This is a genomic window from Marinobacter shengliensis, from assembly GCF_030297115.1.
GTDB classification, from domain to species: Bacteria; Pseudomonadota; Gammaproteobacteria; order Pseudomonadales; family Oleiphilaceae; genus Marinobacter; species Marinobacter shengliensis.
In genome coordinates, this window is the sequence record NZ_AP028062.1 from 78129 (window position 1) to 92075 (window position 13947).

Sequence of the window (13947 nt, forward strand, 5' to 3'; positions counted from 1 at the left end):
AATCTGCTCAAACGGTTAAGAAAATGGCCCGCTGGTCCACCGCTGCCTGCCTGCTGGCGGTGGTGGTGATTATGCTTGGTGCCTGGACCCGACTGGTGGATGCCGGGCTGGGTTGCCCTGACTGGCCGGGGTGTTACGGCTTCCTGACGGTGCCCCAGAGTGAAACCCGCATTGCCATCGCCAATGCCCGTTTCCCCGAGACGCCGGTGGATGTGTCCAAGGGCTGGCCGGAAATGATCCACCGCTACGCTGCAGGCATACTGGGCCTGGTGGTGTTTGGTCTGGCCGCCACCGCGGTACGCCACCGCCGGGCGGGTGTGCCGGTCAAACTGCCTCTGTTCATTGCTGCCTTCATTCTTTTACAGGGCGCGTTTGGCGCCTGGACTGTGACCCTCAAACTCTGGCCACAGGTGGTCGCCCTGCATTTGCTGGGTGGGTTCACCACGCTCACTCTGCTGCTATTGCTAACGCTACGTTTGCGCAAACGATCCCGGGGCTCTGCCCCTTCAAGCACAGCATCGCCGGCCCTCGCCCGCCTGCGCCCCTGGTTGTACGGTGGTCTTATGCTGGTGATCATGCAAATTGCGCTGGGTGCCTGGACCGCAGCCAACTATGCCGCCGTGGCTTGCACGGACCTGCCTACCTGCCAGGGGCAATGGTGGCCGGAAGGTATGGATTTCCAGCATGGCTTTGACATTACACAGCAGGTTGGCCCGAACTATCTGGGGGGGCAGTTGACGGCGGATGGCCGAGTAGCGATTCATGTTACCCATCGCCTGGGTGCGGTTATCGTACTCGGCTACTTTGTCGTCCTGCTGACGCTACTGTGGCGGAACCGAGGTGATAGCGGCCTGGACCGGAGCATCGCGCTGGTTGCGGCGGCGCTTACGGTGCAGATCGGTCTGGGCCTGGCCAATGTGTGGCTGTACATTCCACTTTCTATTGCCGTCGCCCACAACGCCATGGGGGCAGGACTGCTGCTGACTGTGGTCAACCTGATCTGGCAACATCGGCAGCTACCACAATCTGAAACATCCCCCGCAACCCATACAACAACCATAAATCGGGAGGTAACGGCATGAGCGAGCAAGTCAAAGCGCTGCCGGCCGAGGAGCATGCGAGTTCCCTGAGCAAATCCATTTCCTGGCGGGATTACCTGGAGCTGACCAAGCCCCGGGTGGTTGCGCTGATGATCCTCACCTCGGTTATTGGCATGCTGCTGGCGGCGCCTGGCGTGCCCGGCTGGGGTGTGCTGCTGTATGGCAACCTGGGTATTGCCCTGCTGGCAGGGGCCGCCGCCGTTGTGAACCACGTCGTCGACCAGAAGATCGACACCGTGATGGCCCGCACCCGCAAGCGCCCGGTGGCCACCGGACGGATTGCTGCGATTGATGCCCTGTTGTTTGCCACCGTACTGGCAGCCGTGGGCATGATTGTGCTGGTCTGGCAGGTGAATGAACTGACGGCCTGGCTCACCCTGGCTTCACTGGTGGGTTATGCCGGGGTTTACACCCTGTTCCTGAAGCGGGCCACGCCACAGAACATCACCATTGGTGGCCTGGCGGGGGCTATGCCTCCCTTGCTGGGCTGGACTGCCGTTACCGGTCAGGTGGAGGGGCACGCCCTGCTGCTGGTACTGATCATCTTCGCCTGGACCCCGCCGCACTTCTGGGCCCTGGCCATTCACCGTAAAGAGGAATACGCCAAGGCCGGTATTCCCATGCTGCCAGTGACCCATGGCAACAAGTACACCGAGCTGCACATTCTGCTGTATACCCTGATGTTGCTGGCGGTCAGCCTGCTACCTTTTGTCACAGGGATGTCAGGTGGTATATACCTGATCGGTGCACTGGCACTAGGCTTGAGGTTCCTGCAATACGCCATCCGATTGTTGAAGGGCGATGACCGGCGGGTGGCGTTGAACACTTTCAAATACTCCATCACTTACCTGATGGCGCTATTTGTGGTGCTGCTGGTGGATCATTTTGTCTATTTTTGATTGACAGTTTCCGGGTTTATAAAGTGGAGGCCCAATGGGGCGATCGTTACGCATCACGTTGTTTGTCTTGTTCCTGGTGGTCATGCTGGTGTTCGGCCTGACGGTTGGCCGGCAGGTGTTCCTGAAAGGAGCCGGTGAATCGCCAGTGGCGGCGCCGGACCTGAGCCAGTACAACACCTATGTGTACGAGCAGCCGCGCCCCCTGGCGGAGTTCACCCTCACCAACGAACAGGGTGAAACCGTTACCCGGGATGACCTGAAGGGCCGGTGGACGTTTGTGTTTGTGGGCTACACCAACTGCCCGGATATCTGCCCGGCGGCCATGGCGAATCTGCGCCAGACCGACAAGCTGTTGTCGGCGGATGTGCCCAAACCGGATTACCTGTTGGTCACGGCCGACCCGGAACACGACACCCCGGAACAACTGAAAGCCTACACCGGCTTTTTCGGTGAAAACTTCCATGGCCTGACCGGCGACCTGGAGACCCTGCGGGAACTGGCCAAGAGTGTCAGCGCCGTGTTTGTTCATCGGGAGGTGGACGGGCAACTGCTGGTGGACCACAGTGGTCACTTCGCCTTGCTTAACCCCGAGGGCCAGCTTCAGGCCCTGATCCAACCGCCCCATAAGCCCCAGGAGCTGGCCCAGGCCTATCAGCGCATCACCCAGTGGGCCAGGAACCGCAACCCCGGCTCCTGAGCCCGTGGCTCGTTCGGCGGGCCAGCTGGCTGGACCCTATCCTGCGAAAGTCACACTGACAATTAATCGGTAGTGACCTACACTGCTCGGCCGTTTCATTGATCGACACGACCTCCGGGCTGAGCTATGACCAACTCGCACTCTGCTGACCCAAGACAGCTGTTTACCGTCCTGACCGCCGGCGCCCTGGTGTTGCTGGTGGTGCATGGTCTTGGCCGGTTTATTTACACCCCGCTGTTGCCCTACCTGGTTGCAGACGGCCAATTCAGCGCAGCGGATGGCGCTGCCGTCGCCACCTGGAACTATCTTGGGTACCTGATGGGCGCCATGCTGGCCATTCGCTGGCATCGGATTGACCAGATCCGTGTCATGCTGCCGCTGTTCCTGGCTATTCATGTGGTCACCACACTGGTGGTCACCCAGACCGACAACCTCACAGTTATATCCGCAAGCCGCTGGCTGAACGGCGTGGCCAACGGCGTTGTGTTCGTGCAGGCGCCCGCGTTGATACTGGAGTGGCTGGTGTTGCGCAACAGGGCCTCGCTCAGCGGCCTGGTCTATATCGGTGTGGGCATCGGCCTGCTGGTGTCCAGCGGACTGGTCACCGGTTCTGCGACCCTGCTTGAAGGCGCCGAGCGCTGGTGGCCCGCGGCGGTGTTGTCGATACCAATAGCCTGGTGGGGCGCCATGCAGCTGCGCAGGCTGGACGTACCGGTGCGCCAGCACGACGATTCCGGGCAGGTGGTCAGCAATACCCCGTTACTGGATCGCGCGAGTATTCCGTTGTTCCTGTCCTATGCCGGGGCTGGCCTTGGGTACATCCTGCCGATGACCTTCCTGCCGCTGCTGGCCAAGATGACCTTGCCCCAGGGCCACGGGCTACTGGACGGCACCTGGGTGATCGTAGCCCTGTTTACCATTCCCGCACCCTGGCTCTGGAACAAGTTGGGGGCCCTGATGGGGGATCTGCCGGCATTGAGGCTGAATTTCCTGATCCAGCTGGCGGGGGTGCTGGCGGCGGTGGTCTGGCCTGGGGCCTTGGGGTTGGTCCTGTGTGCAGCCCTGGTAGGCAGCACGTTCCTGGGTACGGTGCTGCTGACCCAGCGTATCGGGCGGGCGTTGCATCCTCATCAGGGGCCCCGGTTGTCGGCGGCGATGGTGGCGCTCTATGGTTTCACCCAGATGGTTGGGCCATGGCTCACGAAACAATGGCTGGATGCGGGCGGTACCCTGGGGTCTGCCTTTGGCATTGGGGTGGCGGCGCTGGCGTTTGGGCTTTTGTTTGCGTTCTTTGTGCCCCGGGCTGACTTGTGGCGTTCGCGGTCTTGATTTGGCCCCAGACGGCGGGTTGTGGGGGATTGATCGGGGTGGTGGGGTATTTTTTGCCTTGGAAATGAAACTCGCTGCGCTCAGACATTCATTTCCGGCGGAAAAAAATACCCCACCACCCCGCTCTAGCTGACCACGGCGGTTCCGCTGAAAAAGATAATTTGCTGGGTGAGCTTGACGGTGTAAGCGGCTTAACCCAAGTATGACCATGGTAACCTCTGGATATTCCCTTAAAGTTACGCAGGGTGTGGGGGTGTTTAGGTTTTTTTGACCGAATAAAGGTGTCTGAGCGAAGCGAGTTCTTTTTCGGCCAAAAAAACCTAAACACCCCCGCGCCACCCCCAAAACTCCCAGGCTAAACCCAACCACACCCCATGCTTCCAATAGAACACATACTCCCAGAGCTAAAACAAACCCTGAACCAAGGCACCACAGCCTTACTGCAGGCCCCGCCGGGTGCCGGTAAAACGACAAGGGTCCCGCTGGCTCTGTTGGACGCCCCCTGGCGGGACAACCGGAAGATCCTGATGCTGGAGCCCAGGCGGCTGGCGGCGCGGTCGGCGGCACGGTATATGGCGAAGCAGCTTGGGGAAGCGCCGGGGCAGACGGTGGGGTATCGGACTCGCCTGGATACCAAAGTGTCAGGCAGCACCAGGATTGAGGTGGTGACCGAGGGCATTCTGACGCGCCTGATTCAGAACGACCCGATGTTGGAAGACTATGCCGCTGTGCTGTTTGATGAGTTTCACGAGCGCTCCTTGCAAGCTGATCTGGGATTGGCGCTGGTGCGGGAAAGCCAGCAGGCCCTGCGGGAAGACCTTCGATTGCTGGTGATGTCGGCCACCCTGGATACCGCGCCTATTGCCCGGGTGCTGGGGGATGTACCGGTGATCACCAGCGAGGGGCGGGCGTTTCCGGTGGAGGTGTTTTACCGCCCTTTGCCCCGTAATGCCCGGATAGTGGACCAGATAGTGGCGGCGGTTCAGGAGGCCTTGGGCGCACAGACCGGTTCCATGCTGGTATTTCTGCCCGGGGCCGGGGAGATTCGCCGGGTGGCGCAGCAGCTGGCGGGTCAGTTGCCGGATAACGTGGTGCTGGCGCCGTTGTATGGCAATCTCAAAGCTGAAGAACAGGATCGGGCGATTTCGCCGGCACAGGACGGTACCCGCAAGATTGTGCTGGCCACAGCGATTGCCGAGACCAGTCTGACCATTGAAGGCGTGCGGGTAGTGGTTGATGCCGGCCAGCAGCGCCGGGCAGTGTTTGATCCTAACAGCGGTATGACGCGCCTGGTGACCGGGCGGGTATCGAAGGCGTCTGCCGAGCAGCGCAAGGGCCGGGCCGGTCGTGTTGAGCCGGGGGTGTGTTACCGGCTTTGGAGTGAGTCGGAGCAGTTCGGGTTGGCGGACTACACGCCGCCGGAAATCCAGCAAGCCGACCTTGCGCCGCTGGTGCTGGAACTGGCCCAGTGGGGGGCCCGTTCCCCGGAGCAGGTGGTGTGGATTGATACACCACCAAAAGCGCACTGGCAGCAGGCGGTGGCGTTATTGCAGTGGCTGGATCTGCTGGATGCCGAGGGCGCCATCACCGACCACGGCAAGGCGGCCCGGGAGCTGGGTCTGCACCCGCGCCTGGCCCATATGGTGATCAAAGGCCGTGCCCTGGGGCTGGGCCAGCTGGCGGCAGAGCTGGCCGCGCTGCTGGAGGAGCGGGATTTGCTCGGGCCAGGCTCAGGCGCTGATTTGCATGAACGGATTCGGGTGCTGCGGGGGGAGCGCGGTCATCGCGGCCTGGACACCATACAGTTGCAGGCGGTTCGGCAGGCGGCAAAGCGACTGTGCCGTGGCCAGCTGGCTCAGGATCTACCCTCGGAAACCGACGTTGGGCGGGTGTTGGCCCAGGCCTATCCGGACCGTATTGCCCGCCGCCGCTCAGGGGCCATGCCTCGGTATCAGTTGAGCAACGGCAAGGGTGCGGTGTTGCGGGAGGACGATCCCCTGGCCAGGCAGGACTGGCTGGTGGCGGCGGAACTGGATGGCAAGGCCCGGGAAGCAACCATCTATCTGGCGGCACCGGTCGACCTCGCAGACCTGGAGCAGGACTTGTCTAACCATATTGAAGAACGTAAGGAAGCCGTGTGGGACGACAAACGCGGCACCATCGTAGCCCGTCGGGTCCGCAAGCTCGGGGCACTGGTGCTGGCGGAGAAACCGCTGAATCAGGTGGCCCCGGAACTGGTTCAGCAGGGCCTGCTGGACGCGGTGCGCCGTAAAGGTCTGGACAGCTTGCCCTGGAGCGATGCAGCACGCCAGTGGGTTGCCCGGGTGAGATTACTGGCCGGCCAGTTTCCCGGTGACTGGCCGGAGATCAGCGACCAGTCCTTGCTGGACACCCTGGAGACCTGGTTAGCGCCGTTTATGGCGGGCATGAAGCGCTGGTCTGACCTGGCCGGCATCAACCTGGTTCCGGCCCTGAACGCCCTGCTGGATTACCCGCAACAGCAGCGACTGGAAGAACTGGCCCCGAAAGCCCTTACCATTCCCACCGGCCAAAATGTCACCCTGGATTACAGCGTGGAAAACGGCCCTGTGCTGGCGGCCAAGCTGCAGGCGTTGTTTGGCTGGACCGAAACGCCGAAAGTGGCAGGTGGTCGGGTGCCGGTGGTGATTCACCTTTTGTCACCGGCCCAGCGGCCTTTAGCGGTCACTGCCGACCTGGCCAGTTTCTGGCAAAACGCCTATCCCGAGGTGCGCAAGGACATGCGTGGCCGCTATCCCAAACACCCCTGGCCCGACGACCCACTCACCGCCCAGGCCCAGCAGGGAACGAAAAAACGCCCTGCTCGCTGACCCGCCCGGTCACCAGGCTGTCAGGCACCGGTTCGAAGTAGATATTGCGCACGGTTATGCCCGTCTCTGCGGGCCCCTGCAGTTCATCCGCGGGCATTTCCTCAAGGTGGATGCTCTCAACGGTTTCCGGGCTGTCCCGGAAAGTGTCCGCCAATACCCAGAACGGCGTTCCCGCATGCCGCGCGGCCAGGGCTACAAGCAGCGTGCCGCTCTTATTGATAAAGTGATGGTCCGCCAGCCAGCAGTCGCAGCCGGTGAACACAAGGTCTGCTCTCGGCATAAACAGACCGACCTGGGCATCGGTAATCAGTGTGACCGGAACCCCTTGGTGGGCCAGCGCTGTGGCCAGGCCGTGGCCCTCGAAACCGGGGCTGCTTTGGGTGCAGATCACCGAAAACTCCACGCCATCCCGGGCCAGTTCGGTCAGACACTGCAGCACCGCAGAACTGGCGCTGTGGGTCAGGATGGTGTTGCCGTGTTGTACAAGTGCGCGGGCGTGGGCGATCAGCTGGCTGGTGGCTGATTCGAGCTCAATGATTAATGCCTGAATGGCGCTTTCAGCTGACTGTAGATTCTCAGCCAGTGCTCGTTGCAGGCGGTCGACACTGTTGCCAATCACCACCATGCTGGGCCGGGCTTTGGCCAGGGCAGCCAACAACGGTTCCAGGCCTTGTATTGCCGCCGGTTGTTCAGCGACGTAGCGGTGCAGCTGGCGCAGAGTCGTCAGCGCCAGTTGACTGGCGCCCGAGTGGGTATCCTGTTCAACCTGCTGTAACAGTGCCTGCGCTTGCGGATCAAGAACGGCCATCGCCACTAACCTGTGTTCACCGGGTGAGTAGCCTTCAGGTTAGCAGCGATGGAGAACCGGAACAGCAATCCGTTATTTGATCACTTCTCGACTGACTTTAAGGTACTTCTGCCCGTGCTTTTTAACAGCGTTGCCATCAGCGTGCTCGGAGGCAACGTGAACTTCTTCCAGCACATCCGCCAGTTCGCGCAGTTCTTCATTGATCTTGCCCAGGGCGTTTTCCAGGGTATAGGTCAATTCGTGGACCTCGTTCATGGCCTCGGGGGTCATGTCTCCGGCCAATACCTTTTCCAACTTATTGTTGTATTCCGAGAAGTTGCTAACCGCTTGTTCCAGGGTGTCAGAGGGCTTGCCCTTGAAGTGCTCGACGTCACTGGCGTGGGCGTTGGCACCGAATGCAAAGGCGGCGCAGGTGAGGGTGGCAAACATCAGGTTTTTGGTCATGGGTAGCTCCTTTTGTGTTAATGCAAAGTATTATCATTTATATTCGCTCTGTCCATGACGCCGGTCAATTATTTTTCCTGAGGTAGCTTGTCCGGAACCGGATTCTGTATAAAATGCGCGCAACCTATCTGGAGTGCCGCTGACACCATGCACCTGGTTTCCTTTGATATCTTCCGTACCCTTGGCTTTCCTGACACCACAGTACTCAAGCCGGAGCAGTTCCTTCGACACAAGGACCTGCTGCGAGACGCCGACTGGGTGCTGTTCCCGGAATACTGGCAACTGAACGCCCTGGTCCATGGGCTCAAGTGCCGCGTGTTTCCAAGCGAGGCCAGCTACCGCATTGGTCATGACAAGGTGGAGATGACCCGTGCGTTCCAGACCGTAGTACCGGAACACACCCCCTGGACGTTGATCGAAGCCAACGGCCCCCAGGAGCGGGATCTGATCTGGGACACCATGGCCCTGCCCTTTGTGGCTAAGCTGCCCAAGGCCAGTATGGGCGAAGGAGTGTGGCTGATTGAAAACCGGGACGACTGGCGCCGGTACTGCGAACGTACCCACGTACTTTATGCTCAGGAATACTTGCCTATCGACCGCGATGTGCGGGTTGTGGTGGTGGGTGACCGGGTGCTGACGGCCTATTGGCGAACCCAGGCGGAACAGGGCTTCTACAACAACGTGGCCCGGGGTGGGAAAATTGATACCAGCGAGGTGCCAGGGGTGGTCACCGAATTGGCCCTGCGGTTGGCGAGAGAGTTGGGAGTAGACCACGCCGGCTTTGATATAGCGCTGGTTGACGGCTACCCCTACGTTCTGGAATTCAACCGGCTGTTTGGCAACCAGGGGCTCGGCCAGGGCAGCGATCTAAAAGAGGCCATTCTGGATTATCTGAACAGGCAGAGCTGCCCCCAGGATCCGGACGGGCCGACAGAGCCGACGCCGCTTTGGCCGGTGGCGGTGTGATACAGAATTCTCTGCCAGAGGTCCGGTTTCCGTTGCCGGATTTATGGGTATATATGCGCATTTGCGGTGGTCAGAAAAAAGCCTGATGATCGCGACTATTCACGGGTAACACGGCGAGGCTGTGCTACCCTTTTTTTATGCCCGTTTACCCTGTGGAGGGACACACCACCCATGAATCTGAACCCCAACGCTGACATCGCCGATTATTACAGCGCCGAGACCTTCAAGCGGATCAAGGACTTTGCCGACGGCAAGGAAACCCCGTTTGTGGTCATCGACACCCAGACCATTGACCGTCAGTACGAGGAGCTGGTGGAAGGGTTCCCGTACGCCAAGGTTTACTATGCGGTTAAAGCCAACCCGGCGCCGCAGATTCTGACCATGCTGCGGGACAAGGGTGCCTGTTTCGATATCGCATCGGTGTATGAGCTGGACAAGGTGATGGGCCTGGGTGTGACCGGTGATCGCATCAGCTATGGCAACACCATCAAGAAGGCGAAGGACATTCGCACCTTCTACGAGAAGGGCGTGCGCCTGTTTGCCACGGACTCCGAAGCCGACCTGCGCAACATCGCGAAAGCGGCGCCGGGCTCAAAAGTGTATGTGCGCATTCTGACCGAAGGCACCCTGACCGCAGACTGGCCGTTGTCCCGCAAGTTTGGCTGCCAGACGGATATGGCCATGGACCTGCTGATCCTGGCTCGCGATCTGGGCCTGGTGCCTTACGGCGTGTCATTCCACGTGGGTTCCCAGCAGCGGGAAATCGGCGCCTGGGATGCCGCCTTGAACAAAGTGAAGGTGATTTTTGAGCGCCTGAAGGAAGAAGACGGCATTGAGCTGAAGATGATCAACATGGGCGGTGGTTTTCCGGCCAACTACATCACCCGCACCAATGAGCTGGCGGTGTATGCAGAGGAAATTGCCCGTTTTCTGCGGGAAGATTTTGGTGACGATCTGCCGGAGATCATCATTGAGCCGGGCCGTTCGCTGATCTCCAACGCCGGTGTGTTAGTGAGTGAGGTGGTGCTGATTTCCCGGAAGTCCCGTACCGCGTTGCACCGATGGGTGTTTACCGATGTGGGTAAGTTCTCGGGGCTGATCGAGACGCTGGATGAGTCGATCAAGTTTCCGATCTGGACTGAGAAGACCGGTGAGGGCGAGGACTGTGTGATTGCGGGGCCGACTTGTGACAGTGCCGATATCATGTATGAGCACCACAAGTACCCGTTGCCTTTGAATCTGGCGATTGGTGACCGGATGTACTGGCTGTCGACCGGGGCTTATACCACCACTTACAGTGCGGTGGAGTTTAATGGCTTTCCTCCGTTGAAGGACTACTACATCTGAGTTTGGGAGTCTGGCCGCGGAGCGGGGAGGTCTTTTCCGCCGGAAAAAACAACTCGCTTCGCTCAGACATCTTTTTTCCGGCGGAAAAGACCTCCCCGCCCCACGGCCTGTCGGGTCGGTTCGGGAAGTCTTATTTTGCTACTGTTTTGTGGGTCGCTTTGGCGGCCCTTTTTTATTTCTGCAGGGCCTTTTGGCGCTGTTCTTTGTTTTCGGCCTTGGTTTGCGGGCTGTCGGGTTGGGCCTCTTTGAGGTCGTCCGGTTCGGGCAGCGGATCTCTTGGCGGGTAAATCAGCGCCACGGGGTTTTCAGCGACCACCTGGAACCAGGCTTTGATCAGTTTCGGGAAGCTGGATATCCGGGTGTTTCTGGCTCTGAGCGCCACGTTCAGGGCCAGGGTGAAGCTGACGATGAGGTTGACGCCGCCGATCAGCAGGGCGAACAGGGTGAACAGGGCGAAGTCGCTGGCGCCGGGGATGAACACGGACATGGCGTAGCCGACGTCGGCGGAGGAGAAGGCGACGTGGCGGATGTCGATGGGCAGGGCCAGGAGGTAGCCGATGTAGCCGGTGACGCCGAGCAGCACGCCGAACACGAAGTTGCTCATCAGGGCGCCGTAGTGTTCAGCCACGTAGGCGCCGAAGCGGGCGCGGGTTTCCGGCGGCATCAGGGGGCGCAGCAGGGGGTGTTGTTCCAGGCGTTCGGCCAGGTTCAGGTAGGCGGCGCGGTTGTCGAAGTAGCCGGCCACCAGGCCTGAGAAGAACAGCCAGACACCGGCGATGGCGGCGTACATCAAGGCCAGGCTTTGCCAGGGGTGGATGCCGGTGAGCATGTAATCGTAGCGTTCGGTACTGATCAGCGGAACGCCTTGCACATGGCTGTATAACGAGCCAACGGCGAAAGCCACAGACAGGGCGACGGCGACGTTGCCCATGATGGCGACGAATTGGGTGCGGCCAACCCGGACCAGCAGTTCTGCCAGTTTGCGGGCGTTGGCGCGGCCCTGCTCGCCCTGCTCGACTTTTTCGGCGATGCTGGCGGCAGTCATGGCGGGCTGTTTGGTGGCCACGGTGCAGTGCAGCATGTGGATGATCATGAAGCCGATGCCGTAGTTCAGGCTGACCCAGAGGGTTTCCCAGCCCTTGGTCAGATCCAGTTGGAGGATCTGGATCTTGATCAGTGCCATGAAGGCGATGATAAACCCGCCTCCGGCGCCGGAGGCCAGCATGGCCAGGTATTCTTTACGGCTGCCGGCAATGTAGTGTTCGCCGTGGTCGCTGGCGTTCTCGGTGACGCTGCGGGACATCAGCCTCAGGTTGGCGCGCCACAAGGCTCTGACGCCGTGGCGTTCGGCGCTGGCCTGGACCAGGGTCTTGAACAGTTCCACGGATCGGTTAAGTCGCTTCACCGGGTCTGCCGGGTCCAGAATATCCAGCAGGTGTTCAATCCGGTCCAGGGTCTGGTGCAGCCGCTCCAGCAGGTGGGTCAGCGCCATGGTGGAGCCGGCGGTGACGGATTTGCGTTGCAGTCGGTCAATCTCTTCACGGCATTGTTCAATCAGTACCCGGGCGTGGGCATCGTCCAGCTCAACGGACTCCTTTTCCTGCAGGGCATGCCCCCAGGATTGCACCAGCGCGGCAATTTCCCGCTGAAGGGCCACGAAGGCGGATTCCCGGTCGATGATCTTCGGGTTCAAGCGCAGGATGTTGGGTTCGAGTTCTTCGGCGGCGACCCAGATGGACATCATCTCCAGGGCGTTGAGCATCTGGCTGTAAATGCGGTTCCGGGTGCGTTCCAGAGCCGAGGGTGAAAAGTGCCACAGGGTGGTCAACAGGCGGATCAGAGCCTCATCGGGGATGCGGTGAATCCATTCGGCGTCGTCTTTGCGGTGGAACACCACAAACAACACGTTCTTGACGTTGTTGCGGTCTTTGGGGGCCGGGTTGATCCGCTCGTACAGGCGCTCGCCGATTTCTTTCAGGAAGCCGCGGCGGGAATAGAGCCCCAGGCCAGACAACAACTGGAAAAACTGGGCCTGGTCGAGCCATTCCTGCAGCCGGCCAGACACTGCCAGGTGTACGTCCAGGTTCTCGGTCAGGGCACCTTCCAGTTGCTTCATGCGGTCAACGGCGTTGTGGACGGTTTCGCCCCGTTGCGGGCGAATCCAGTCCACCACCAGGCTGAGTGTTTTCAGAGCGCTGGTGTCTTCATCCGCGAGCTGGTTAATCAGGGTGGCCAGTTTCAACACAGAGTCCTTGCTTGAGCATGGGGCTTAACGGCTTCCATACGATGTTTGTTTGCTGACAGATGATACTCAGGCCGGTCGACGGCGCAGATCCAGAGTAAAGGCTATGGGTAACACCAGCAGGCTGTACCCTACCATCACCATGATGGCGTGGCGTATATCCCCGCTCCAGTCGGCAATCAGACCGCCGATCATGGGCACTGAAAACGCCAGGGTATAACCCACCAGAAACGTGCCGGCCGACAACCTCCCGGTTTCCTCCGAGCGTACCAGCAGTGGTGGCAGCGCAACCAGCAGAATCAGCAGGATACCGGCAACAAAACTCATCAGGGTGGCGCTGAATATGGCTGGCCACCCCTCAAGGACAATGGTGCCGCTGGTGCCGACAATACTGAGCACCGCCATCAAGATGATCATGCTGCGCTTACCTACCCAGAATCGGGCCATCTTGAGCATCAGCAGCGAGGCCACCACTTGCGCAAAGTTATACCAGAAAAGCGCGTCTGCCAGCTTCTCAAAATGCCCCTGCTGTGCCAGCAGGTTCCCCATGTAGGCGTTAAGGCCAAAAAACATGGAGCCGGACAAGCCCAACAGCAGGCCAATACGCAGGGTCAGCGGGTTTTTCCAGTCTGGCAGCCAGGCGCTGCGGCGCACCGGCCGTGCCAGGTCCCGCTTGGGCAGAAACAGGGCTGCGGCAACCAGAAGTGCCGGTAACGACCACACCAGTAGCGTGGCGCGCCAGCTGTTATCCAGCAATGGCATGAGCACCGGTAATGTGATGCCGGCACCAATGAATTCGCCCATCAACATGCCGTTCATGTAGATGGCAGAGCCGATGGCCAGGTGATGGGGCGCCAGCCAGCGTGGCAGCAAAGCCGGTAATGCCGGTTGCATCATGGCGACGCCGAGCCCCATGACCGCGCTGGCGACCATCAGCGTGGTAGTGTCCGGCACCAGGCCGCGACCTGCGGAGCCGATCACCATGATCACCATGGCCATGGCCAGGGTATTCCTGGGGCCGATGCGGGAAATGGCCAGGGAGCCAGGCATGGCGCCAATGGCCAGCATCAGGATGGGTAAAGTGGTGAGGGCGCCGGTCAGGGCCTGGGTAAGGCCTAGTTCATCTGAAATAAATGGCGCCAGTGGCGGTGCCACCAGTACCGGAATTCTCAGGTAAACACCGGCCAGCCAAAGCAGCACCGCCACCGGCAGCAGCCTGGCTGGCGATGGCGGTGCAGTTGTTGCCGAGGGGGTTGTCACGACCAG

At 60.4% G+C, this 13947-nt stretch carries 11 protein-coding genes; 7 read left to right on the forward strand and 4 right to left on the reverse strand.

What is annotated here, in order from left to right; genetic code table 11:
- Window positions 1–23: 23 nt before the first annotated feature.
- From QUE75_RS00330 to hrpB, 5 genes are all read left to right on the forward strand, one after another.
- A complete protein-coding gene (locus QUE75_RS00330) occupies window positions 24–1082 on the forward strand; it encodes a COX15/CtaA family protein (RefSeq protein WP_286255740.1) in 1059 nt (352 codons plus the stop codon).
- Window positions 1079–1999, forward strand: coding sequence for a heme o synthase (cyoE, locus tag QUE75_RS00335; protein ID WP_058091858.1), 921 nt, complete (start codon window positions 1079–1081; stop codon window positions 1997–1999). Before QUE75_RS00330 ends, cyoE begins: the two co-directional genes overlap by 4 nt.
- Window positions 2000–2033: 34 nt before the next feature.
- A complete protein-coding gene (locus QUE75_RS00340; protein WP_286252854.1) occupies window positions 2034–2696 on the forward strand; it encodes an SCO family protein in 663 nt (220 codons plus the stop codon).
- A gap of 126 nt (window positions 2697–2822) precedes the next feature.
- Window positions 2823–4025 (forward strand): YbfB/YjiJ family MFS transporter, encoded by a 1203-nt coding sequence (locus QUE75_RS00345; protein ID WP_286252856.1) that lies wholly within the window; start codon window positions 2823–2825, stop codon window positions 4023–4025.
- A 374-nt stretch (window positions 4026–4399) separates the two neighbouring features.
- Entirely contained in the window at window positions 4400–6874 is a 2475-nt protein-coding gene (gene hrpB, locus QUE75_RS00350) for an ATP-dependent helicase HrpB (RefSeq protein WP_286252858.1), read from the forward strand.
- Here hrpB and QUE75_RS00355 read toward each other — a convergent pair.
- Both QUE75_RS00355 and QUE75_RS00360 read right to left on the reverse strand, forming a co-directional pair.
- Entirely contained in the window at window positions 6828–7682 is an 855-nt protein-coding gene (locus QUE75_RS00355) for a translation initiation factor eIF-2B (RefSeq protein ID WP_286252860.1), read from the reverse strand. The genes hrpB and QUE75_RS00355 overlap by 47 nt on opposite strands.
- Window positions 7683–7754: 72 nt before the next feature.
- Complete coding sequence (locus QUE75_RS00360) at window positions 7755–8126, reverse strand: DUF6746 family protein (RefSeq protein ID WP_286252862.1); 372 nt, start codon at window positions 8124–8126, stop codon at window positions 7755–7757.
- Window positions 8127–8273: 147 nt separating this feature from the next.
- Here QUE75_RS00360 and QUE75_RS00365 point away from each other — a divergent pair, with 147 nt between their 5' ends.
- Window positions 8274–9092, forward strand: coding sequence for an ATP-grasp domain-containing protein (locus tag QUE75_RS00365; protein WP_286252865.1), 819 nt, complete (start codon window positions 8274–8276; stop codon window positions 9090–9092).
- A 171-nt stretch (window positions 9093–9263) separates the two neighbouring features.
- A complete protein-coding gene (locus tag QUE75_RS00370) occupies window positions 9264–10439 on the forward strand; it encodes a type III PLP-dependent enzyme (RefSeq protein WP_061331369.1) in 1176 nt (391 codons plus the stop codon).
- A gap of 172 nt (window positions 10440–10611) precedes the next feature.
- On the opposite strand, the gene QUE75_RS00375 is transcribed toward QUE75_RS00370, so the two are convergent.
- Window positions 10612–12681, reverse strand: a complete 2070-nt coding sequence (locus tag QUE75_RS00375) for a site-specific recombinase (protein WP_138437354.1) — start codon at window positions 12679–12681, stop codon at window positions 10612–10614.
- A 69-nt stretch (window positions 12682–12750) separates the two neighbouring features.
- Window positions 12751–13941, reverse strand: coding sequence for an MFS transporter (locus QUE75_RS00380; protein ID WP_286252869.1), 1191 nt, complete (start codon window positions 13939–13941; stop codon window positions 12751–12753).
- Window positions 13942–13947: the final 6 nt, after the last annotated feature.